Source organism: Corynebacterium capitovis DSM 44611 (genome assembly GCF_030440535.1).
GTDB classification, from domain to species: Bacteria; Actinomycetota; Actinomycetes; order Mycobacteriales; family Mycobacteriaceae; genus Corynebacterium; species Corynebacterium capitovis.
Window position 1 is genome coordinate 154,385 of sequence record NZ_CP047117.1, and the last position, 22,952, is coordinate 177,336.

At 63.7% G+C, this 22,952-nt stretch carries 21 protein-coding genes and 1 tRNA gene; 9 read left to right on the forward strand and 13 right to left on the reverse strand.

From position 1 onward, the window contains the following. The first annotated feature begins 3 nt into the window (after window positions 1–3). Together CAPI_RS00785 and CAPI_RS00790 are read left to right on the forward strand one after the other, a co-directional pair. Complete coding sequence (locus CAPI_RS00785; protein WP_018017367.1) at window positions 4–1,203, forward strand: DNA polymerase III subunit delta'; 1,200 nt, start codon at window positions 4–6, stop codon at window positions 1,201–1,203. A 67-nt stretch (window positions 1,204–1,270) separates the two neighbouring features. Further along, window positions 1,271–1,343: transfer RNA gene (locus tag CAPI_RS00790), tRNA-Thr, on the forward strand. Here CAPI_RS00790 and CAPI_RS00795 read toward each other — a convergent pair. Continuing rightward, window positions 1,343–1,798: a DUF4442 domain-containing protein gene (locus tag CAPI_RS00795; RefSeq protein WP_026157108.1), complete on the reverse strand. Its 456-nt coding sequence runs from the start codon at window positions 1,796–1,798 to the stop codon at window positions 1,343–1,345. The genes CAPI_RS00790 and CAPI_RS00795 overlap by 1 nt on opposite strands. Before the next feature lie 9 nt (window positions 1,799–1,807). Then, window positions 1,808–3,472, reverse strand: a complete 1,665-nt coding sequence (locus tag CAPI_RS00800; protein ID WP_018017368.1) for an AMP-binding protein — start codon at window positions 3,470–3,472, stop codon at window positions 1,808–1,810. A 193-nt stretch (window positions 3,473–3,665) separates the two neighbouring features. On the opposite strand from CAPI_RS00800, the gene CAPI_RS00805 reads away from it, so the two are divergent. From CAPI_RS00805 to CAPI_RS00815, 3 genes are read left to right on the forward strand one after another with little or no spacing between them, the layout of a single operon-like run. Further along, entirely contained in the window at window positions 3,666–4,493 is an 828-nt protein-coding gene (locus tag CAPI_RS00805) for a GDSL-type esterase/lipase family protein (RefSeq protein ID WP_018017369.1), read from the forward strand. A 17-nt stretch (window positions 4,494–4,510) separates the two neighbouring features. Further along, window positions 4,511–5,611: an S-(hydroxymethyl)mycothiol dehydrogenase gene (locus tag CAPI_RS00810; RefSeq protein WP_018017370.1), complete on the forward strand. Its 1,101-nt coding sequence runs from the start codon at window positions 4,511–4,513 to the stop codon at window positions 5,609–5,611. Continuing rightward, on the forward strand, window positions 5,611–6,237 hold the full coding sequence (locus CAPI_RS00815; protein ID WP_018017371.1) for an MBL fold metallo-hydrolase: 627 nt from the start codon (window positions 5,611–5,613) through the stop codon (window positions 6,235–6,237). Before CAPI_RS00810 ends, CAPI_RS00815 begins: the two co-directional genes overlap by 1 nt. Here the strand turns inward: CAPI_RS00815 and CAPI_RS00820 are convergent. The 9 genes from CAPI_RS00820 to CAPI_RS00860 all read right to left on the reverse strand — a co-directional run bounded on the left by CAPI_RS00820 (window position 6,221) and on the right by CAPI_RS00860 (window position 15,488). Continuing rightward, complete coding sequence (locus CAPI_RS00820; RefSeq protein ID WP_245531639.1) at window positions 6,221–6,535, reverse strand: DUF2304 domain-containing protein; 315 nt, start codon at window positions 6,533–6,535, stop codon at window positions 6,221–6,223. The two genes, CAPI_RS00815 and CAPI_RS00820, sit on opposite strands and share 17 nt — an antisense overlap. 29 nt (window positions 6,536–6,564) lie before the next feature. After that, complete coding sequence (ppgS, locus tag CAPI_RS00825) at window positions 6,565–7,263, reverse strand: polyprenyl-phospho-N-acetylgalactosaminyl synthase PpgS (RefSeq protein ID WP_040356728.1); 699 nt, start codon at window positions 7,261–7,263, stop codon at window positions 6,565–6,567. A 13-nt stretch (window positions 7,264–7,276) separates the two neighbouring features. After that, a complete protein-coding gene (gene rfbA / locus CAPI_RS00830) occupies window positions 7,277–8,140 on the reverse strand; it encodes a glucose-1-phosphate thymidylyltransferase RfbA (protein ID WP_018017374.1) in 864 nt (287 codons plus the stop codon). Between the two features lie 3 nt (window positions 8,141–8,143). Then, window positions 8,144–9,463, reverse strand: a complete 1,320-nt coding sequence (locus tag CAPI_RS00835; RefSeq protein WP_018017375.1) for a sugar nucleotide-binding protein — start codon at window positions 9,461–9,463, stop codon at window positions 8,144–8,146. After that, window positions 9,464–10,447 carry a dTDP-glucose 4,6-dehydratase gene (rfbB, locus tag CAPI_RS00840; protein WP_018017376.1) on the reverse strand — a complete coding sequence of 328 codons (984 nt, stop codon included), beginning with the start codon at window positions 10,445–10,447 and terminating at the stop codon, window positions 9,464–9,466. Window positions 10,448–10,456: 9 nt separating this feature from the next. After that, window positions 10,457–11,638 carry a hypothetical protein gene (locus CAPI_RS00845; RefSeq protein WP_018017377.1) on the reverse strand — a complete coding sequence of 394 codons (1,182 nt, stop codon included), beginning with the start codon at window positions 11,636–11,638 and terminating at the stop codon, window positions 10,457–10,459. Next, entirely contained in the window at window positions 11,635–12,879 is a 1,245-nt protein-coding gene (locus CAPI_RS00850; RefSeq protein WP_018017378.1) for a M1 family metallopeptidase, read from the reverse strand. The genes CAPI_RS00845 and CAPI_RS00850 overlap by 4 nt, the downstream gene beginning before the upstream one ends. Continuing rightward, window positions 12,876–14,222 (reverse strand): HNH endonuclease signature motif containing protein, encoded by a 1,347-nt coding sequence (locus CAPI_RS00855; RefSeq protein WP_156806827.1) that lies wholly within the window; start codon window positions 14,220–14,222, stop codon window positions 12,876–12,878. Before CAPI_RS00855 ends, CAPI_RS00850 begins: the two co-directional genes overlap by 4 nt. 159 nt (window positions 14,223–14,381) lie before the next feature. Continuing rightward, entirely contained in the window at window positions 14,382–15,488 is a 1,107-nt protein-coding gene (locus CAPI_RS00860) for an alpha/beta hydrolase (RefSeq protein WP_018017380.1), read from the reverse strand. Window positions 15,489–15,811: 323 nt separating this feature from the next. On the opposite strand from CAPI_RS00860, the gene lpdA reads away from it, so the two are divergent. Next, on the forward strand, window positions 15,812–17,224 hold the full coding sequence (lpdA, locus tag CAPI_RS00865; protein ID WP_026157109.1) for a dihydrolipoyl dehydrogenase: 1,413 nt from the start codon (window positions 15,812–15,814) through the stop codon (window positions 17,222–17,224). Here lpdA and CAPI_RS00870 read toward each other — a convergent pair. Together CAPI_RS00870 and ramB are read right to left on the reverse strand one after the other, a co-directional pair. Continuing rightward, window positions 17,214–17,672 carry an SRPBCC family protein gene (locus CAPI_RS00870; protein WP_018017383.1) on the reverse strand — a complete coding sequence of 153 codons (459 nt, stop codon included), beginning with the start codon at window positions 17,670–17,672 and terminating at the stop codon, window positions 17,214–17,216. The two genes, lpdA and CAPI_RS00870, sit on opposite strands and share 11 nt — an antisense overlap. Before the next feature lie 21 nt (window positions 17,673–17,693). Then, window positions 17,694–19,097, reverse strand: a complete 1,404-nt coding sequence (gene ramB, locus CAPI_RS00875) for an acetate metabolism transcriptional regulator RamB (RefSeq protein WP_018017384.1) — start codon at window positions 19,095–19,097, stop codon at window positions 17,694–17,696. 295 nt (window positions 19,098–19,392) lie between these two features. On the opposite strand from ramB, the gene CAPI_RS00880 reads away from it, so the two are divergent. The 3 genes from CAPI_RS00880 to CAPI_RS00890 are packed head-to-tail and all read left to right on the forward strand — an operon-like array spanning window position 19,393 to window position 22,948. After that, window positions 19,393–20,166, forward strand: coding sequence for a succinate dehydrogenase cytochrome b subunit (locus tag CAPI_RS00880; protein ID WP_026157110.1), 774 nt, complete (start codon window positions 19,393–19,395; stop codon window positions 20,164–20,166). 23 nt (window positions 20,167–20,189) lie between these two features. Further along, a complete protein-coding gene (locus CAPI_RS00885) occupies window positions 20,190–22,199 on the forward strand; it encodes a fumarate reductase/succinate dehydrogenase flavoprotein subunit (protein WP_018017386.1) in 2,010 nt (669 codons plus the stop codon). Beyond that, window positions 22,199–22,948, forward strand: coding sequence for a succinate dehydrogenase/fumarate reductase iron-sulfur subunit (locus tag CAPI_RS00890; RefSeq protein ID WP_018017387.1), 750 nt, complete (start codon window positions 22,199–22,201; stop codon window positions 22,946–22,948). Before CAPI_RS00885 ends, CAPI_RS00890 begins: the two co-directional genes overlap by 1 nt. Window positions 22,949–22,952: the final 4 nt, after the last annotated feature.

Sequence of the window (22,952 nt, forward strand, 5' to 3'; positions counted from 1 at the left end):
GAAGTGACCTACCGGAGCGTGAGCGAAAGGCTCGCCGACATCCCCCGGGTGCGCGACACCATCATGCAGGCGGCGCGCGCCGCGCGCGGTGAGGGGGACGCGCGGCAGATGACCCATTCGTGGCTGTTTACGGGTCCCCCCGGGGCGGGCCGGTCGACGACCGCACTGGCGTTCGCCGCGGCCCTCGTGTGTACAGATCCGAGCGAGCCGGGGTGCGGGCGGTGCAAGGGCTGCCTCGATGCCTTCGCCGACACCCACACCGACATTGAGCACATCGTGCCCCGCGGGTTGAGGATCTCGGCCGAGGTTGTGCGCGCGGTCGTGCACCAGGCCGCCCGGATGCCCACTGTCGGGCCCTGGCGCGTCATCATCGTCGACGACGCCGACCGCCTGACAGTTGCCGCCGCGGACTCCTTCCTCAAAACTGTCGAGGAACCGCCGGCGCGCACCATCATCATCATGTCCGCTCCGTCCACCGACCCAAAAGAATTCTCCCAGACGCTGCGATCGCGCTGCCGCCATCTCTACATCCCCGCGCCCTCCCAGCGCGAGATCGTGCGCATCCTCACGGAGGAGGAGGGAGCCTCGCTTGACGACGCCGAACTGGCCGCAGCCACCTCCCTCCGCCACATCGGACGCGCCCGACTCCTCGTCAAAAACACCGCCGTGCAGCAACGTCGGGCACAGGCCATTAATGTCGCCGAGTTGATTTTCCACGGGGACCAGGCATTCCAGGCGGTGGGTTCCCTCATCAAGGCGGCGGAGAAGGAAGCGGTGGAGGCCCACGCGGAGGCCGACCAGCGCGAGAGGGACAAACTGTCGCAGGCCGTGGGCGTCGGCGCGCGGGGAAAGGGGGCGGCGCGCGCACTGCGGGGCGGGGAGGCGTCGCTAAAAAGCCTCGAGAGCGAGCAGAAGGCGCGCGGAACCCGGCGCAAACGCGACGTGTTGGATCTGACCCTCGTGGACCTCGCCGGGGTGTACAGGGACGCGATGGTGCAGGCCTCGGGGGCGGAGATCCCGCTGACCCACCCTGACTTCGCGCCGCTGAGCGCCGAGATCGCCGAGCGCGTGAGTCTAGAGGGCCTCGTGGCTTGTCAGGACGCCATCGCGACCTGCCGTGAAAGCCTGGATTTCAACGTCGCGCCCCTAGTCGCGTTCAACGGGATGATCGGCCGCATCCGAAAGGCGTGCAACGTCGTGTAACCAGCGGGTTTTATGGTTTTGGGTGGCGTCCGTTATGCTTTCTATCCGGTACGCGTCGACGCGTCCGGCCACCTTAGCTCAGTCGGTAGAGCATCTCACTCGTAATGAGAAGGTCGCGAGTTCGATTCTCGCAGGTGGCTCACTTTTTTGCCTTGCGCCGGTAGTACACCTGCCGGCGCACGTGCGCAACGACCTCGCCCGACTCGTCCACTACATCGGTGTCGAACCAGTGAAGGTACTTGGAGCCACCAGCGGTCTTTTCTTTGATGGTTTCGTAGACGTCGTCGGGAATTTCCATGGTCGCGGTGATGCGGCCTTTGCCGGGTTTGAGGAACTGTACCTCTCCGGCGGCGTCCCACACCAGGTACTCTTTACCTAGGCGGGCCATCGACGCGAGCATGAAGAACGGGTCCGTCATCGCCATGATCGTCCCCCCGAACGCCGTGCCCACGGCGTTTTGGTTCAGCTTGGTCAGCTTGTGTTGAACGACCACCCTCGAGCCGTCGTCGGCGAATTCTTTGACCTTCACCCCCGCGCCGAGAAACGGTGGCCACAGGAAGATGAAGCGGCGGAGTTGGGAAGGAGTGAAGTGCATCCGGTGTCCTTAATCTTTGCGTGTCGACGGTGGCAGATCCCGCGCGATGACCTTTCCAGTCGCGTTGCGCGGTAGCTTATCGACGAAGTTTACGTCTCGGGGTACCGAGTGGTCCGCTAATTTCTCGCGCACCCAGTCTCGGATCGCGTCGGCAGTGAGGGCGCGGCCGGCCTCGTTGTTCTCGCGCACCACCCATACGGCGATGCGCTTGAACCACACGTCGTCGTCGACGCCGCCGGAGTGGAGCTCGTTGATGCCGGGCATGCGCTCGAGGACCTCGGTGACGGACTGGGGGTGGACGTTTTCCCCGCCTACGATGATCATGTCGTCGTTGCGGCTGAGCACGTGCAGGAAGCCACGCTCGTCGAAGAATCCGAGGTCGCCCATCTCAATCAGGCCGTCGATCTCAACGATCTTCGTGTTTGGGTTGGAGTAGCCCTTAAGCGCCGTCTCGTTGCGGAGGAAGATGCGACCTACGTGGCCTTGTGGAACCTCGTTGCCGTTGTCGTCGAAAAGCTTAAGCGTCGTTCCGGGCGGGATTCGGCCGGCGATGGTGGGGTTGGTCACCAGCAGCTCGGCGTCCGCGCAGGCCGCGAGGGCGAGCTCGGTGGAGCCGTAGTAGTTGGCCAGGATCGGGCCGAAGCGTTCGGTCATGCGCTCCACCATGAGCGGGGTCAGCGCGTTGCCGGCCGAGGCAATGAATGTCAGGCTCGAGGTGTCGTACGCGCGGTTGTCGGGCACCTCGAGCATGCGCTTGAAGAAGATGGGGGAGGAGACCAACCCGTCGCAGCGGAAGTCCTGGATCTCGCGGAAGACCTTCTCCGGGTCAAAGACGCGGTGGGTGATGATGGTGTTGCGGGCGGCAAATGCGACGTTGACGGCCGACCAGCCCCAGGTGTGAAACATCGACGCGGTGAGCTGGATCGTCATCCCGATACGCCACTTGACCGTGTCCAGGTAACCCGCGACGACGAAGGGGAAAATCGGCTCGGGACGGAGGATGCCCTTGGGTACCCCGGACGTGCCCGACGACATGAGCACGATGTTGCCGTGTTTCGGGAACAGCGGTAGGCGGGGGAGGTGATCGACGGGTTGGCGCGAGATCGTTTCGAGCGTCAGCTCCTCCCCATGGTCTGCGGCGGTGTGCGCCCACACGACGGTGATGTCGGAGGAGGCGGGTAGGCGCTCGGCGAACTCGTCGTCGATGAAGAGAACGTTGATGTTGTTTTCCTCGAAGCAACCCTCCAGCTGCTCGGGGGAGGACCCGACGTTGAGCAGGAAGAGTTGTCCACCCGAATACCCCTTGGCGGTCATGGGTACGATGATTCCGCGCCCGTTGCGCGCCATGATGCCGATGCGCAGCTCGTCGAGTCCCCGGTCGGCTTTGAGCTGGAGCAACCACCTAGCGACGGCCTTGCTTCGGTCGGCGAGCTGGCCGTAGGTGAGAACGCCGTCGTCGTCAATAAGGGCGTTTCGCTCGGGGACCGTGTTGTTGGCCTGTTCGACCTCGCGGGCCGTGGTAAACCGGTAGCGTGCCAGGACGGGGAGCAGGCCCGTCATCGACTTATGTCCACCTTCGGGGGTGAGGATGCCGGCGCGGAGGGCAGCGCTGACGAACTTGACCGTGGAGGTAGCGGTAAAGGCAACGCGCTGAAGCGGGGACGCGGTGGGCATAGGGTTCCTTCCTGGCGGGGGTTGCGCGGGGGCACTTTGTTGATTCGTTGGAACAAAGGGTTCCGTTGCTGCACGTCATGGTATAGATGGTGTTAAAGTGACTCAAGTGAAAGATGGGGCGTCTCGTAACGGATAGATGCCCCAACGGGATATCTCCTGCAACAGACCGACACTCTTTTTTAAGGATCTTTCCATGACATTGCCCCGTCTTCGTCGCGCAGCCGTGGCCCTCGCCGCCATGGCCACCGCTTTCTGCGTCGTGCCCCATGCGGAAGCGCAGGAACAGAACGCGGTCATCTTCGGTGACTCCGTGATCGCAGACCCGAACGCGCCCCAGTGGCTCGCCGGAAAACTCGGGCTGGACCCCCGCGGTTCCTCGGGTGTCACGACGTGGTGCCCCCAGAGCCCCACCAACTGGGGCAAGCAGGCGGCCGCGAAACTGGGATTGATCCCGCAAGACTACTCGTGCACGGGGACCACCACTATTTCCCAGGGTCCCCAGTTAGCCACACAGGTTGATCGTGCGATTCGGGACGGCGCCTTGAACGGATCGACGAGGCGCGTCATCATCTCAACCGGCTTCAACGACACCTACAACAACGACGCGCGCCCCGATTCCGACGTGCGCCGGGACTTCGTCAATTACATGAAGAACGAGGTTGCGAAGATTCGCGGCGCGGCTCCCGGCGCCCGCATTCAGTTCGTCGGTTACCCCACGATCACGTCAGGGGACCGCGTGTGCCTCTTCCACATCGCGCCGAACACCTCCGATTGGACGATTTTCCCTCGGGTGCAGAAGTGGGAGAACCAGGCGCAGTGGATGCAGGTTGACGCGGCGCAGGCCACCGGCACCGAGTTCCTAGACCTCAAGCCGTCGACCGCCAACAACGGAATGTGCGCGACCGACGATCAGCGCATGTGGGCCGGCCTGGTTGACTTCTACGCGGGCGCCGGCAACCTGCCCATTCACGTCAACCAGCGTGGCCATGAGCACGTGGCCAACGTGATCGCCTCGTCCTAAGCGATATACTCGCGTCCATGAGCGACATCGTTAAGGGTGTAATTGCGCGAGCTAAGGGTTCCCCGGTCGAACTGGTCGATATCAGGATTCCGGAGCCCGGACCGAACGACGTCATCGTTCGCGTCCAGGCGACGGGGGTGTGCCACACGGATCTCGCGTACCGCGACGGAGATATTGCAGACGAGTTCCCTTTCCTCCTCGGCCACGAGACCGCCGGCACTGTGGAGCGTGTCGGGGACGCCGTCACGCACGTCCAGCCGGGTGACTTCGTTGTCCTGAACTGGCGCGCCGTATGCGGGGAGTGCCGTGCGTGTCGCAAGGGCGACGTGAAGAACTGCTTCAACACCCACAACGCCTCGCAGCCCATGACGTTGGAGGACGGCACCGCGCTGACCGCTGCGCTCGGGATCGGTTCGTTTGCTGAGAAGACGCTCGTGCACGAGAAGCAGTGCACGAAGGTGGACCCGGAGGAGGACCCGGCGGTGGCCGGTTTGCTGGGCTGTGGAATCATGGCGGGCCTCGGCGCCGCAGTAAACACTGCGGGCATTACGCGGGGGGAGTCCGTCGCCGTTTTCGGGCTCGGCGGCGTGGGCTTGGCGTCCGTCGCGGGCGCGCGGCTCGCCGGGGCCACCACGATCATTGCGCTGGACTTAGACGAGCGGAAGTGCGCCGCCGCCGAGGAAACCTTCGGCGCCACTCATTCGATCTGCACCCGGGGGATGAGCGAAGATGAGGTCGTTGAGGCCGTCCGAGGGTTGACCGGGGGATTCGGCACCGACGTCTCCATCGACGCGGTTGGTATTCAGCCCACCTGGCGCCAGGCTTTCTACTCCCGCGACCTGGCGGGGCGCCTCGTCATGGTCGGGGTGCCCAACATGACCGACCACGTCGACATTCCCGCGATTGACGTTTACGGGCGGGGCGGTTCCATCAAGCCCGCCTGGTATGGTGACTGCCTGCCGGAGCGCGACTTTCCGACGTACGTCGACCTCCACCTGCAGGGCCGTTTCCCCCTCGGCGAATTCGTCTCCGAACGCATCGGCGTCGGTGACGTGGAGGCCGCCTTTGACAAGATGAAGCGAGGCGAGGTCCTGCGCAGCGTGGTGGAGTTCGCATAATGGCGCTGCAGATCGACAATGTCGTCACCTCGGGGTTGTTCAAGCTCGACGGCGGCGAGTGGAACGTGGACAACAATGTGTGGATCGTCGGCGATGACTCCGAGGTGTTCATCATCGACGCAGCCCACGACGCCGAGGCCATCGCGAAGGCGGTGGGCAATCGCACGGTCAAAGGGATCATCGCCACCCACGGCCACAGCGACCACGTCGACGCCGCGCCGAAGCTGAGCTCGCTTGTCGACGCCCCCGTCTATCTCCACCCCGGCGACGACATGCTGTGGAGGGCCGAGAACCCCGACTTCGACTTCGAGCCCATCTCAGACGGCGACATCTTCAACGTCGCCGGCGCCGACCTTAAAGTTCTCAACACACCGGGCCACTCCCCCGGGTCGATAGTCCTCTACGCCGAAGAGGCGGGCGAGCTGTTCTCGGGCGACACCCTGTTCCAGGGCGGCCCGGGTGCGACGGGTCGCTCCTACTCTTCTTTCGACACGATCATCGAATCGCTGCAGAAGCGGGTCCTCGACCTGCCGGCGGAAACGATCGTGCGCACCGGGCACGGCGAGCACACGACCGTGGGCGCGGAAGCCCCTCACCTCGAGGAGTGGATCAAGCGGGGTTATTAGTCCCCTCGGGCGGCACCGCGTTCTGCAGGGCGACGGCACGCGCGAGCCGGGCGTAACGCAGCTCCTGCTCACGAAACCGCGTCCACGTGGACAGGGTGGTGAACAAGAAGGCCACGATGAGGACGTAGAGCATGAGGTCGGTGCCGCGGTCTACGCCGAGCCAGTTGGCCAGGATCGTCACGTCGTCGGGGCGCAGGATCGCCCACACGGCGGCGAGCGTGAGGACAACAAAGCCCACCTTCACCCAGGCTTTTGCGTTAGCCTTCCGCCGGTTGACGAAGAAGTAGCAGGCCAGCATGAAGGCCGCCAGGAGCAGGAGTATCTGGATCACGGGAGCCTCCTGGCCACGATGCCGTCGGCAAGAATGTTCACGCCGTTGATAAGGGACTGGCCCTTACTCATCGAGTACTCGGTGTAGAGGATGTCCACCGGTTCCTCGGCGACGCGCCAGCCATTCTGGTCGATCATCGTGACGATCTCGGAGGCATGGGACATCCCGTTCATGCGGATGTTCATCTCGTCGGCCACCTTTTTATTGAACACGCGCAGGCCGTTGTGGGCATCACTCAACCCCAGGCGCCTCGTGCGCGGCGAAAGAAATACGACGGTCTTCAGCACGACCCGCTTGATCCAGGGGACCTGAGAGTTCTCCTGCCCCTGGAACCGCGTGCCGACGACGATGTCCAGCGCCTCCTCGCGCAGCCGCTTCAGCATCGCAACGACGTCTTTGACCTGGTGCTGCCCGTCCGCGTCGAAGGTGACAAAGTAGCGCGCCCCCGGCTGAGCCCGCGCGTACTCCACACCCGTCTGGATCGCGGCCCCCTGGCCCAGGTTGACAGGGTGATTGACAAGGTGGGCTCCCCCTGCGCGGATAGCCTCGGCGGAATCGTCTTTCGAGCCGTCGTTGACGGCAACGATGTTGGGGAAGGTCTTTCTGGCGTTGGCGATGACTTCCTGGATGACGGGCCCTTCGTTGTAACAGGGAATGACAAGCCAGGTGTCCTGATACTCCTGGGTGGTATTCATGGTAGACATTAGGCTACTCTCCGGCCGCGTCGATGAGGTAGCGACCATACCCCGACTTGAGCAGGGCGCGCCCCTGGGCTAGGAGATCCTCGCGCGAGAGGAAACCCTGGTTGTACGCCGCCACTTCGGGTGAGCCGATGATCGTCCCGGTGCGTTTTTGCATGACCTCCACGTACGCGCTCGCCTCGCTCATGGAGTCGATCGTGCCCGTATCCAGCCACACGTCCCCGCGGTAGAGCCGGTGCACCTTCAGCTTCCCCGCGGCGAGGTATGCGTCGTTTACGGCCGTAATCTCCAATTCCCCGCGCTCGCTAGGGGCAATCCGCTTGGCGACGTCAACGACCGCGCCGTCGTAAAAGTACAATCCCACCACGGCGAACGTAGACTTCGGGTGCGCGGGCTTTTCCTCAATGGAGGTGGCAGTTCCGTCCGCGTCGAAGGTGACGACGCCGTAGCGCTGCGGGTCGGACACCTCGTAGGCGAAGATTGCGCCTCCGTCCACGTCCCGCGTCTCACCCAGGATCCGGGTGAGCTGAGAGCCGTCGAAGATGTTATCGCCCAGGGCGAGAGCTACCGAGTCTCTGCCGATAAACTCCTCACCGATAATGAACGCCTGCGCCAGCCCGTCCGGCGAGGGCTGTACCGCGTAGTCCAGCATGATTCCAAACTGGGAGCCGTCGCCGAGGAGGCGTCGGAAAGCGGCGGCGTCCTCGGGCGTGGTGATAATCAGGATTTCTCTAATTCCAGCGCTGATGAGGGTGCTTAGCGGGTAATAGATCATCGGCTTGTCGTAGATGGGCATGAGCTGCTTCGAGATGCCCTTAGTGATGGGGTAGAGCCGTGTACCCGACCCACCCGCCAGAATGATTCCCTTCACCTCTTAGCCCTCCCGCACCGCCAGGTAGAGCGCCAGCGCCGTGCGCCAGTGCGACGGCTGGAAGCCCGCCGCCTTGATCTTGTCCAGGCTCAGCGTCGACTCGGGCGGGCGCGGCGCTTCGGGGCTCACGAGCTCGGCGTACTGAGCCGTGGTCACCGGGCGCACGTCAGCGGGGTTGCCGCTCAGGCCGGCGAACACGGCCATCGCGATCTCATCCCGCCCGGCGGTGTCACCGTCGGAGGTGATGTTGTACACCCCGTACGCGGCGCGCGTTGTCAGCAGGTGGGCGATGCCCTTGGCGAGGTCAGTGGCGGCGGTGGGCCGGCCTCGCTGGTCCATGACCACAGCCGGTTTTAATCCGCGCCCGTGCAGACGCGCCATGGTCTCCATGAAGTTGCGGCCCTCGCCAAAGACCCACGAGGTGCGGATGACGTAGTGCCTGCTAGCCGTCTGGGCCGCCGCGTCCCCCGCGGCCTTGGACGCACCATAGGCCGACAGTGGCGAGTAGGTCTCTTCCTCGGTATGAACGTCAACCGAGCCGTCGAAAATGTAGTCACTGGAGACATGCACCAGGGTCAGGTCGTGCTCCTCGGCGATGCGGGCAAGCTTCGCCACCGCGGACGCGTTGACCGCCCAGGCACCCGCGCGGTCCGCCTCGGCGCCGTTGACGTCGTTGTAGGCGGCGCAGTTGATGATTGCCCAGTAGCGCGACCAGTCCCGCTCGCCGGGGGACGTAATGTCGAACTCTTCCCGCGTGCAAAACTCCGCATCCGGCAGCAGCGGGCGCAGCGCTCGACCCAGTTGGCCGTTCGCCCCGGTGACGAGGATGCGGCGGGGCGGGACGGGGGTAGCGTCGACAAGCGCGGGGTGCTTTTTATCCGCGTCCGAGAGCTCCGCCACCTCCAGCGGCCAGTCGATTTCGCGGTAGGAGCAGTACGCGTAGCGCGCGCCGGGGCTGTACCGCTCGTTGACCAGATAGATGTAGGCCGTCGCGTCCTCTAAGGCCTGGAAGCCGTTGGCCACCCCGCGGGGCACGAACACGGCGGTGTCCTCCCCGATCTCGATGCCGTACTTCGCACCGTATGTTTCAGAGCCCTCGCGCATGTCCACCCACGCTCCGTAAACGCGCCCGGCAGCGACGGAGACCCATTTGTCCCAGGGCTCGGCGTGCATCCCGCGGGTCGCTCCGCGCCGCGCGTTAAACGACACGTTGTTCTGCACCGGCCGCAGACCCTGGCCCGCCCAGTTCTCCTTGAACCACCCGCGGTTGTCCGCGTGCACGGCGAGCGTGTGTACCTCGAGGCCTTCGATCGGCGTGTTCATCTACTGCCCACTTTCCGCATACCGCTTCTCGACGCCCACCTTCGCGCCCCTCCACCAATCCTCGTGCTCGGCGTACCATGTAATCGTCTTCTCGAGCCCAACCCACATGTCGGTGTACTGCGGGCGCCACCCCAACTCCCCGCGAATCTTCGTCGCATCCATCGTGTACCGCTGGTCGTGGCCCGGCCGATCGGCGACGTGTTCGTAAGTGCCTCCCAGAAGCTCGCAGATCATCTCGACGACCTCCTTGTTCGTGATATGGCCGTGGCCAGCGCCGATGTTATAGGTTTCCCCGAGCCGCCCCCGCTCCAGAATTGCCAGGACGGCATCGTTGTGGTCATCGACGTGGATCCAGTCGCGCACCTGCGCACCCGAACCGTAGAGCTTGGCCGGCGCCCCGCTCAAAATGTTCGTGATCTGCCGCGGAATGAACTTCTCCACGTGCTGGTAAGGGCCGAAATTATTGGAGCAATGTGACACCGTCGCCTTCACCCCGAAGCTGCGGACCCACGCCCGCACCAGGTGGTCCGACCCCGCCTTAGTGGCGGAGTAGGGGCTAGACGGCCGATACGGCGACTGCTCGGTGAAGGCCTCGTCGCCGCCGAGGGGCAAGTCCCCAAACACTTCGTCCGTGGAAATGTGGTGAAGTCGCTTCCCGTGCCGCCGTACGGCCTCGAGCAGGGTGAACGTTCCCACCACATTGGTGTTTACGAACGGGGAGGGGTCGGCCAGGGAATTGTCGTTGTGGGATTCGGCGGCGAAGTGGACGACGACGTCGCAGTGGCGGACGAGGTCGTCGACAAGCGGGGCGTCCGTGACGCTGCCTTGGACGAACTCGTGCTCAACACCTTCCAAGTTCGCCCGGTTCCCGGCATAGGTGAGGGCATCTAACACCACAATCCTTGCGGTGCCGCGCTGGGCGGCGAGGCGGACGAAATTGGATCCGATGAACCCGGCTCCGCCGGTGACCAGCATGGTGCGCATATCACGCAACTATACGGCTCGCCTCAGACCGAGGACGTGGACCACGGAGCCGGTTAGGGGCCCGACGATGAGCGCCACACACGCAGTTGACGACACGGGGAGCGGCACGACAAACAACAAAACAAGGGTGACCAGGGTCGCCGCGACCCACCCAGCGACGTACCAACCGTGGCGCTTCAGCGCGAGGAGGGCCACACCCGTAATCATCAGCGAGCCCATGAACGCGGACGCGAACGTCAGTACGCCCAAAGTGAGGCCCGGGACGAACATCTCCGGCTTGAACGCGAGGCGGAGGATCCAGGGGCCGAGTGCCCACGCTGCCACGAATCCCACCGTGCCGAGCACCATTACAAGCGCTATCGGGCCGCGCAGAGCGGAGTAGATCCTGTGCCGGTTTTCCACGAAGCGGACCACCAGCGCCGACTGGAACCTCTGCAGGGGCACGAGGACGGGGGCGCGCGTCAAGATGACGGCGTTAATGATGGCCGAGACGGCCACGCCCTCGTCTGCGGGAAACGCGGCGCTCGCGGCGGTAGGAAAGCCCATGATCAAGATTGCCGAGCCCCCCGAGGCAACCATTGCGGAAAGGACGCGCCGCAGCAGCTCGCCCGTGTCCACGTCGAGTGCGGTGCGCACGTATTCGCGGCGCACCACCACGAGCCAGCTGAGGGCGCCGATCACCGTGATGACGAGGAATGCCGGCAGGCCCCACCCGCGCCACCACGCGACGAGGGCAAGGGCCAGGCGCAGCCCCGCATCGAGGGCGAGGAGCGCGGCGTAGCGGTTCCACCGCTGGGTGCCACTCAAAACACCCGAGAGGATGGCCTGGAAAACGTAGCTCACCAGGCCTACGGCACATAGAGCACCGGCCGTAACGGGGGCCGTGGGCACGAGCCGCGGGACGACAGCCGCGGCAAGCACGCCACCCGCTACGAGCGCGGCGACCGCTGCCCCCGCGGCCAGCCCCCACGGGTTGCCGGATCCCCTGACACCCGTCTTCACCGCTCCCGAAACGGCGCGGGTGGTTTCGTGCGTCATGCCGTCGATAAGACCCGTGGCGGCGAAGAACAAACCCCAGAAAGCGGCGAAGTAGCGGTAATCGGTCTCCGCACCCAGTGCCCACTGCGCGACCCAGAGGACGACGAAGCCAGATAGAGCAGCGAAGACGGTTGAGAGTGACAGCGCTTTCACGGGAACTCCGGAAGGTCCGAGTGGTTTAGCCAGGCGTCCATCACGCCGTCGACGTCGGCACCGTAGGGGCGCAGCGCGTTAGCCAAATCGAAGGGTTCCACGACGCCATGCGCATTCTTGGCGACGTACTCCCGAACGCCCCTGAAGAACCCCTGGTCACCGATGTGACGTCGTAAAGCATGAAGCGTGAGCGCGCCCCGCTTGTACACGCGGTCGTCAAACATGTTGCGCGGGCCGGGATTACCGAGGCAGAAGTTCTGCGGGGTGAGCGCATTGTAGTGTCGTCGGGCGCTGCGGTCGATGGGAGCGCCGAGGTGTTCGGCCCACAGCCACTCCGCGTAGCAGGCGAAACCCTCGTTCAGCCAGATGTCGTTCCACTGCGCGACGCCGAGCGAATTACCAAACCACTGGTGAGCCAGCTCGTGGGCAATGAGGCGCTCATACCCGGCGAGGTGATTGACGCCAAAGATCGACATCCCTTGAGCCTCCAGCGGGATCTCCAGAGGGTCTTCCGTCACCACGACCTCGTAGCGTTCAAACGGGTAGGGGCCGAAGAGCTCCTCAAAGAAATCCAACATTGCCTGCTGCTTGGCAAGGTCGCCCACCTGAGTGCGTGGCGGAAGCCAGGCATAGGTGTTCCGCCCCAGCGAGTGCCGCGAGTACCGGCCTACCTGGACGCACGCGAGGTAGGTTGCCATCGGCTTCGCGGTGAAGTTCGTCACGGCGGAAAAACCCTGGTCCGCGCGCACGTCGAAGGAGTACGTGGCTTTCTCATCGGGGGTGTCGTCGCAGGGGAACCACGTGGGCGCGCCATTGGGCTGGTTTGCCACGAGCGCTCCGTTCGTCAGCTCCTCCCAACCCAGCGCGCCCCACTGAGTCCGGCGCGGTGCGGGGCTGCCCGAATACCGGATAGACAGCGTGAATTCCGTGTCGACGGGCACCGTGTTTGCGAATGAGATCCGCAGCTTGCCCTCCGACTGGCGGTAACGCCGAACCTGAATTCCCGACGACGCCGACATACGTCTGACCGTCAGTCGTTCATCCACATCCAGTGTCATGTGATCGAGGTCGCGCCAGTTGGTCAGCGTCAGCGTCGCGGTTCCGTCCAACCGGTTGGGGCCCACCTTGTAGTCCATCTCTAGGTGGTAGTGAGTCACGTGGAACCCCAGGTTGAATTCGATGCCCGTGTACGTGTCGCGGGTACCGGGTACCGGGGTGGAGCGCAGGCGCTGGGTTTTCACTGGGGTGAGTCTACAGGGGCCTTCGCGTCGGGTTTAAAGGGAAACGTCATTCCGTACTCCTGCTCGAGGGTCTGGATTTGCTGCAGCGTGTGGCGGAGGGACGCGCCATTGTCGTGCTCATCGAGCAGAGCGTGGCACCGCGCGTAGAAGCGGGCCGCCGAGCCACGGCGACGTTGGATATCTGCCGCGCTTGCTTTCCACCTGGGAACCGTGGGCGTAGTTTCCTCGACGAGGATGCCTTCCGGTTCGGTGGTGGCCCACGTGCCGTCCTCGAACAGCCAGACGATTTCGCCGCTAGACGGGTCAGGGATGTAGAAGGCTCGCCGGTCCGTCTTGACGTTGTGGTGGTGGGCGCAAAGACAGAACAGGTTGCCGGGGGTCGTGGGTCCGCCCGCGTCGTAGGGAACCCGGTGGTCGAGCTGGCACTCCTCGGCAGCGCGGTCGCAGCCGGGGAAAATGCAGACGCCGTCGCGCGCACGCACGTAGTTGCGCATGTGCTCGGTGGGTGCGTAACCCTCGACGACCTCCGCGGCAATGTCGTCGAGGTCGACGGTCGGCTCCGGTACCTCGCCGTTGGCATCCCAGCCGTGACCGGGGTAGTACGCCGTGTCCCGCCCCTTCGGTGTAAAGGCGTAGGTGACGGGGCGTGACGCGGGCTGGGCTCCCCCGTGGAACACCGCGTCCAAAGCCTCGGCCAGTGTCAGATGCCCTTCCCGTGCCACCGCGCGCAGGGTCGCTTCGTAGCCAGCGATCGTGCTTGTAGCGCCTGAAATGATGATTGCGGCGTTTTTCACATCGTTGGTATAGCCGGGCACGAAGCTTATCGACGTTTCGCGTGCCTGCTCGGCACGCTCCTTCCGTCGCTTCGGATCGAAATTAATGGTCTCATCGATCTTCCCCACGAGCTTGCGCAAGCGCAGCGCGACGGACCTCGATGAGGGGAAGGGTTGGTCGGCTTTGCGAGGGGTGAACATGCCCACCAGAAACGAGTCGATGGCCTGCCACGTTTCCTTGGGGGTCTCCGGATGCAGCGTGCACAAAATGTGATCGATGATCGAGAGCCGTTTGATGTTGATAAGGCAGGTCCGTTCCTGCAATTCCCGGAGGGCAGGCAGCTGTGCGAGGCGCATATAGGCACAGATCGCGTGTTCGATTTCTGTTTTGGCCAAGTCGGTTTCCTGGGCGAGGGCGGCGACTTCCAGGTCGAAATCCTCGACGTCCCCGTCGCCGGTGGCGTAGCCGATAAACATTGCGCATTCCCCTGCGCGGCGCTGGTAGGCACCTCTCGATGCGGGTGTGTCGTTGCGTTCGATGGTGAAGTAAGTAGGGCCAGGTTGCGTCACGAGAATCTCCCCCGAGAATGTCTCTTATTCAGGTCCAGCCCCCACATTATCGAACATATGCTCGCTTGTCAACGCCACAGCGAAAGTATTTTCGAACCCGTAGACAGCAAAAAACGTCGCACCGGGGGAGCCGGTACGACGTCGAGAAGTGGGCGTTGACTAAGCGACGCCGAGCGCCGGAGCGATAGTGGAGGTCCAGGCCTCGTCGATATCCTGGCGCCAGACGGGCCAGGAGTGTGTGCCGGTGTTGCGGAACTCGTATTTGGCGTTGATGCCCAGGCTGTCGAGCTTAGCTTGGAGGTCGTGGGTGCACTTGTTCACGGCTGCCTCGATGACGCCGCCTTCGACCTGCAACTGGGCCGCTCCGATAGAGGCAACGGGAGCGGCTAGGCCCTGAGCTGCGAGGGTCGACGTCAAATCATCCTTCGACGCGAGGCCCGTGCCAGCGGAGATGTAGAGCGCGGTGTCGCGCAGATTGGCGGCGTTGAGGAGCGCGTCGTGCTTGACGTTGTTCTCGCTGCCCATCGGGCCCCACATCATCTCCGGTGTGACGGATGTGTAGTCTCCCGATTCCGAGGCGCGGTTAATCGTGATCCGCCCAAAGTTGTAACCGTGCGGCGAGGACGTCGCGGCGCAGCCGGAGAAGGATCCGGCCGCGGCGTAGAAACCGGGCTTCAAGGTGGGCAGCACGAGCGAGGACGTAGCGGACATCGAGAAGCCGGCGATCGCGCGTTTGTCGTTTGCTTCCAGGTAGGGCTCGATGGCGGTGGGGAGCTCGTCGAGAAGGAAGTTTTCCCACAACTGGGGGCCCTTGAAGTAGGGCGCCTGCACGGTCGTGTCTACCCAGTTCGTGTAGTAGGAAAACGCGCCCTCCTGCGGGATGACGACGTTTACGCCCTTGCCCTTGAAGTAATTAACCGCGTCAAAGCGCGAGATCCAGTCGGCGTCCTGCTCGGCACTGCCCGCGCCGTTGAGCAGGTAGAACGTCGGCGCCTCGGTGACGCGCTCGCCCGCCGCGCTGGTGGCGGGGATGACGGCCACCGGGATGTCGCGACCCATCGACGGGGAGTGGACCTTGTAGGCGTGCAGGGACACGTGGTCGACCTGCTTCGTCCACGCCTGCGCCTTGCCCCCCGAGACGGTCAGCGGAACGTCCGTGGTGACGTCCCACGCCTTCACCGTGGTTTCCGCGGAAGCGGCGGGGGCGAGACCCAGAGCCAGGGACAGGGAGGCAGCGACGGCCATCACCGTACGTGCGATCTTCATGGGCGGAGTACATCCTTTTCAATGGAGAAATTCAGCTGCGTGTCAATGTAGCCGACGGCTCGCGAGAGCACTACCGAGCGTACAGGTAGCGTATGCCACAACGTGCGAGATTGTGCGACAATAATCGGGCCTCAAGACAATTACCGCGACGAAAGGGATACCTGTGAACCCCATCGAGTACATCCAGCTGCAGATCAACAACGCGCTCGGCCCCTTGATCCACCTCGGCTCCTCGGGCTTGTCCAAACTCTCTCTGGCGCTGCATCTGTTCTAGCCAGGTACTCGCCGCCCCCGATGCCGCGTACCCACGTATCCTAGTGGGCGTGAGTAACGAACACTATGACGTTGTTGTCCTCGGTGCGGGCCCCGGTGGCTACGTCGCCGCGATCCGTGCCGCGCAGCTTGGGAAGAAGGTCGCGGTTGTTGAGAAAAAGTACTGGGGTGGCGTGTGCCTGAACGTGGGCTGCATTCCCTCTAAGTCACTTTTGAAAAACGCCGAGGTCGCGCACCTGTTTAACCACGAAGCGAAGACCTTCGGCATCAAGGGTGACGTCGAGTTCGACTTCGGTGACGCCCACAAGCGCTCCCGCCAGGTCTCCCAGAAGATCGTCGGTGGCGTCCACTACCTGATGAAGAAGAACAAGATCACCGAGATCGACGGCCTCGGCTCGTTTACCGACGCCAAGACGCTGGAGATCAGCGAGGGCAAAAACGCGGGCAAGACCGTGACCTTCGACAACTGCATCATCGCGACGGGTTCCGTCGTGCGTAGCCTGCCCGGCATTGAGTTGTCGGACAACGTCGTGTCCTACGAAGAGCAGATCCTCAACCCCGAGGCGCCGCGTAAGATGGTCATCGTCGGTGCAGGCGCCATCGGCATGGAGTTCGCCTACGTGCTGGCCAACTACGGTGTCGATGTCACCGTCGTGGAGTACATGGACCGGGTGCTCCCGAACGAGGACAAGGATGTCTCCAAGGAGATCGCCAAGGCGTACAAGAAGCTCGGCGTGAAGCTCCTGACCGGGCACGCCACTACCGCTGTGCGCGACAATGGCTCCGAGGTCGAGGTGGACATCAAGAAGAACGGCACCGAGGACACGGAAACGCTCACCGTCGACCGTGTCATGATCTCCGTTGGCTTCGCGCCCCGCACCGAGGGTTATGGCCTAGAGAACACGGGCGTCGACCTCACGGAGCGAGGGGCCATTGCTATCGACGACAACATGCGCACCAACGTCGAGGGCCTGTACGCGATTGGCGACGTCACAGCGAAGCTGCAACTGGCCCACGTCGCGGAAGCGCAGGGCATCATCGCGGCGGAGACGATCGCCGGTGCCGAGACCCTGCCGATCGAGGACTACATGATGACCCCCCGCGCGACCTTCTGCAACCCCCAGGTCGCGTCCATGGGTTACACCGAGGAACAGGCCCGCCAGAAGTGGCCGGACAAAGAAATCAAGGTGGCGACGTTCCCGTTCTCGGCCAACGGCAAGGCGCTTGGCCTCGGCGAGTCCACCGGCTTTGCCAAGCTTGTTGCCGACGCCGACTTCGGCGAGATCCTAGGGGCCCACCTGGTTGGAGCCAACGTCTCCGAGCTCCTGCCCGAGGTGACGTTGGCGCAGCGCTTCGATCTCACTGCGAGCGAGATCGCGCGCAACATTCACATCCACCCAACGCTCTCCGAGGCTCTCAAGGAGATCTCGCATGGCGTCGAGGGGCACATGATTAACCTGTAACAGCTGCGGCCAAGGCTCCGAGCGACTCCGCGAGCGTGTCGTCGTTGTAGTTCTCGGAGACCGAACGGGCGGCGTCGGACGCGAGCTCCGACCGGTCGTAGGTCAGCGTCACGGAGGTGTGGTCGGCGTCAACGGGCTCGAGCTCGTAGAGCCACTTCGAGCCGACCTGGACGCCGCCGGTGATGTTCTCCACGTTCTTCCATCCGATGACGCGATCCGGCTGGAAGGCGAAGACCTCGTTGCGTGTTTGGTACTCGGAGCCGTCTGGCTTGGACATGTTCATCGTGAACGTGTCGCCGATGCTGCCGAGGCGGTCGCCACGGTCCGCGGAGACGACGGAACCGGAGTGGTCCGTCTCCGCGTGGCGCTGGGGGTTGGACAGGATATTGAAGATCGTGCCCGCGGGGGCGTCGATGACTCGTGTTGCGGTGTTCGTCTGCTCAGTCATGGCGCCCAGTGTAGAGAAAACTCAGTAGGGGGCGATCGACGTCGAGTGGGGGTCGACGTGTGCCCCGTACTGGATGGAGGGGAAGGCCCGCTGGGCGCAGTTCTTCCGGGGACACACGCGGCACCCTGCGCCGATGGGGGTGGCCTGCGTGACGTCGTCAAGCGGGAGGCCCTGCGCGTAGATCGTGCGGTCAGCGTGGCGAGTCTCGCACCCCAGGCCGATGGCGAAGAGCTTCTCGGTCTCGTTGAATTGGAAGCGGTGGTGGCGCACGGTCCTGGCCACCCAGAGGTACGTGCGGCCGTCCGGCATCATCGCGTGCTGGCGGACCGTTTCGCCGGGCAGCGAGAACGACTCGTAGATGCCCCACAGCGGGCAGGTGCCACCCGACGTGGAGAAGTGGTAGCCCGTCGCGGATTGGCGCTTTGAGATGTTGCCGGCCCGGTCCACTCGCACGAAGGTGAAGGGGACCCCGCGACGGTTCGCGCGCTGGAGTGTGGACAGCCGCGACGCCACGGTCTCGTACCCCACGCCGAATACGTGGCTGAGGTAGTCCACGTCGTAACCGTGGGCCTCGGACTCGGAGTGCATCAAGGTGTACGGCAGCAGGGTGGCCGCGGCGAAGTAACTTGCTATGCCGCGCCGGGCGAGGTTCACCGAGGTTTCAGAGGAGAAGGGTTCGGCGGCTACGTGCGCGTCGATAAGCTGGCCTGCCTCGAGGTAACCGAGCTCGGACGCGATGCGGAACGAGCGTTGACCTGCCGAGAGGATGGGTGAGAGGGTGAGGACTCCGCGGGCGGGGTCAAGGAGGTGCAAGATGCCGTTGTCGGTCGGCCGGATACGTACCTCGATGTTGTGACGAACCGTAATTCGCTCGAGGAGGGCGACCTCAGTCTCGTGAATGCCGAAGCGCGAGATGCCCAGCTGTGCCGCGAGGGATTCGGCGTAGTGGTCGATGTCGTCGAGATAGTTCTGCCTGGAATAGAAGAAGTCGCGCACCTCGTCGTGGGGCATCGCGAGCGTCTCGGATGCCGAGACGCGCGAGTCCGTGGCCAAGGTCAGCTTGTCGCGAGCGTTGCTGTAACGGCGGTGCATCTCGACGACGGACCGCGCCACGGCCGGGTGCCGGTAAACCAACTCCGACAGTTCCTGCAGTTCCACGTCTCCGGTGCCGAGTTCTTGGTCGGCGACAACGTCTTTCAACTCGGCGAGAAGCCGGGAGTCGTCGTCCCGGGAGAAGAACGTCGCGTCAACCCCGAAGGCCTCCGTGATGCGTTTCAATACTGAGACGGTGAGGGGGCGGACGTCGTGCTCGATCTGATTGACGTAGGAGGCAGACAGCTCCAACGTAGCCGCCAGGGAGGCCTGGCTCAGGTTCCGTTCACGACGCAGCTGGCGGAGCCGGGAGCCAACGTAGGTCTTAGGCATGGACCTATCTAACCATCGACGGAGGCCCCGCTGTGAAGGATTGCTAAAGAACTTCGCACGCCGATTTCCCCCTGTAAGGACATACTTACATCCAAAAGTATGACACCCTTTGGGGTGGTGCGGGAGGGGCCCCGGTGTGCCCCACGAGCTAGTGGGAAAAATCACATCAATCACGTATATGCGCCATCGACCGCGCCTTCGAGGCGCGCGAGGGCTGAGCGGCTCTTGGTGGGCCCTCAATGAGTAGGTGAAACTTCCCAGTGTTTCGTAAAGTTGAAACGACACTGGAGGTGCCATGACTATTCAAAACGCAGATCGCGACGCAATCCGTAACGGAAAAATTACTGAGCGGCCACTCCGTGAACGGCCGTCATTCCCCACGTGGGCGCTAAAGCTGGGTATGGCCGTTACGGGGCTGATCTTCGCCCTCTACGTCCTCGGCCACATGGTGGGCAATCTCAAAATCTTCATGCCGCTGCACGCAAACGGCGTAGCCCCGATCGACGATTACGCCCGGTTCCTGCGCTCCATGGGTGAGCCCCTGTTCCCCCACGAGAGTTTGTTGTGGATCATCCGGCTTGTGCTGCTGGCCAGCCTTTTTCTCCACGTTTACGGCGCCTTCGCGCTGCGCGCCCGGTCCACTCGGTCGCGCGGCAAGTTCAAGCGGACGGGCCTGATGGGTGGTTGGCAGTCCACCGCAACGCGTTCCATGCTCGTCACCGGTGTGATCCTGCTGCTGTTCGTGATCTTCCACATTCTGGACCTCACGGTGGGCCAGGTCGTCGCCTCCGACGAATTCGTGCACGGCGCGGTGCGCAACAACCTGCTGGCCACCTTCGCGCCCGAACGCTGGTGGGTTGCCTTGGTCTACATCGTGGCCAACCTGGCGTTGCTGCTGCACCTCACCCACGGCATTTACCTGGCCGTGTCTGACCTGGGCTGGCTGGGCAAGCGAGGCCACGCCATCATGGTGGTCCTCGCGTACATCCTCCCCGGAATGGTCGTCTTGGGCAACGTCATCATGCCGCTTGCGCTCACGCTCGGCTGGGTTCCCGGCTTTTCCAGGTAACGGCTGATTAGGAGAAGAATTACATGACTACCGCTCAAACCCCCCAAGCCTTCCGCCAGCCGGCCTCAATCGTGCCGGGTGTCACTCCTGGTCGCATCCTGGACAGCGCGGAACCGGACCGTACCAAGGTCCGTATGAAGGACATGTGGGAGTACCAAAAAGACCACATGAACTTGGTCTCCCCCCTCAACCGTCGGAAGTTCACCGTCCTTGTTGTCGGCACCGGTCTGTCTGGTGGTGCGGCTGCGGCTGCATTAGGGGAACTTGGCTACAACGTCAAGGTGTACACCTACCACGACGCCCCGCGCCGCGCGCACTCGATCGCTGCCCAGGGTGGCGTGAACTCCGCCCGCGGCAAGAAGGTCGACAACGACGGCGCTTACCGCCACGTGAAAGACACGGTCAAGGGCGGCGACTACCGCTGCCGCGAGTCCGATTGCTGGCGCCTAGCCGTCGAATCCGTTCGCGTGATCGACCACATGAACGCGATTGGTGCGCCTTTCGCCCGCGAATACGGCGGAACCCTGGCCACCCGCTCCTTCGGCGGTGTTCAGGTCTCCCGCACGTACTACACGCGCGGTCAAACGGGCCAGCAGCTCCAGCTATCGACAGCCTCGGCCCTCCAGCGCCAGATCCACCTAGGCAACGTCGAGATTTTCACCCACCACGATTTGCTGGATCTCATCGTCGCCGAGAAGGATGGCAAGAAGCACTGCCACGGCATTGTCACCCGCAACCTGATCAATGGTGAGATCACGCCGTTCACGGGGCATGCAGTCATCTTGGCGACGGGTGGCTACGGCAACGTCTATCACAAGACGACTTTGGCGAAGAACTCCAACTCCTCCGCCATGATGCGTGCCTACGAGCGCGGTGCCTACCTCGCCTCGCCCTGCTTCATTCAGTTCCACCCGACCGGCCTTCCGGTCAATGCGAAGTGGCAGGCGAAGACGACCCTGATGTCCGAGTCGCTGCGTAACGACGGCCGCATCTGGACGCCGAAGGAAAAGGGCGACGACCGCAACCCGAACGAGATTCCCGAGGAGGAGCGCGACTACTTCTTGGAGCGTCGCTACCCCGCCTTCGGCAACCTCGTTCCTCGCGACGTTGCGTCCCGCGCGATCTCGCAGCAGCTCAACGCTGGTTACGGCGTGGGCCCGCTGCACAACTCGGCCTACCTCGACTTCTCCGACGCGATCGCCCGCCTCGGCGTGGATACGATCCGCGAGCGCTACTCCAACCTGTTCGAAATGTACGAAGACTCCACCGGCGAGGATCCGTACAAGGCGCCGATGCGCATCGCCCCGACCGTGCACTTCACCATGGGTGGCCTGTGGACGGACTTCAACGAGATGACGTCTATTGATGGCCTCTTCGCTGCCGGCGAGGCATCCTGGACGTACCACGGCGCAAACCGCCTGGGTGCAAACTCGCTGCTGTCGGCGTCGGTTGACGGCTGGTTCACCCTGCCGTTCACCATCCCGAACTACCTGGCCAACCACCTGGGTGAGCCGCTTCCCGCGGTCGACTCCCCGGAGGCCCTCGCTGCCGTGGAGCGCGCCCAGGCGATGGTCACCCGCATCATGAACGTGCGAGGCCCGCAGCCTCACGGCCCGGAATACTTCCACGAACAGCTCGGCGAAATTCTCTACGAGCACTGCGGCGTCGCCCGCACGGTGGAGGGGCTCGAAGAGGGCATCCGGAAGATCCGCGCGCTGCGCGAGGACTTCTGGGCCAACATCTTAGTGCCCGGTTCGTCCGAGGACATGAACCAGACCCTCGAGGCCGCGATCCGCCTGGTTGACTACATCAACCTGGGTGAGTTGATGTGCGTCGATGCCCTCGACCGCGATGAGTCGTGCGGCGCCCACTACCGCGCCGACCACCTCACCGAGGATGGTGAGGCGGAGCGTGACGACGAGAACTGGTGCTTCGTCTCCGCCTGGGAGCCGGCCGGTGACGGGCAGTTCGTCCGCCACGCCGAGCCCCTGTTCTTCGATTCGATTCCTCTGATGGCAAGGAACTACAAGTAATGAAACTGACACTTGAGATCTGGCGTCAGGCCGGACCCGATACAGAAGGCAGCTACGAAACCGTCGAGGTCGACGATGCCGTCGAGCAGATGTCCATCCTCGAGCTCCTCGACCATGTCAACAACCGTTACGTGGAGGAGGGCAAGGAGCCTTTCGTCTTCTCCTCGGACTGCCGCGAAGGGATCTGCGGAACCTGCGGTGTGAACGTCAACGGCCGCCCGCACGGTGCCGCAGAAAACACCACCGCCTGCCTCCAGCGCCTATTCAATTACAAAGATGGCGACACGCTGAAGATTGAGCCGTTCCGCTCGGGCGCCTTCCCCGTGATCAAGGACCTCGCGGTGGACCGCTCCGCGCTGGACCGCGTGATGCAGCAGGGTGGTTACATCTCCGTCCACGCTGGCACGGCCCCCGACGCCGATACGCTTCACGTCAATCACCACGACGCAGAGCTAGCACTCGATTACGCCGCGTGCATCGGCTGTGGCGCCTGTGTTGCGGCGTGCCCGAACGGCGCCGCCCACCTGTTCACCGGTGCTAAGCTGAAGCACCTGAAGCTGCTGCCGCTTGGCAAAGAAGAGCGTGGCAAGCGTGCTCGCCAGATGGTCGACGAGTTGGAAACTAACTTCGGTCACTGCAGCCTCTATGGCGAGTGCGCGGATGTCTGCCCCGCCGGCATTCCGCTGGACGCCGTCGCGGCCATCAACGCCGAGCGCGCTCGCGCAGCGTTCCGCGGGAACGACAACTAGTACG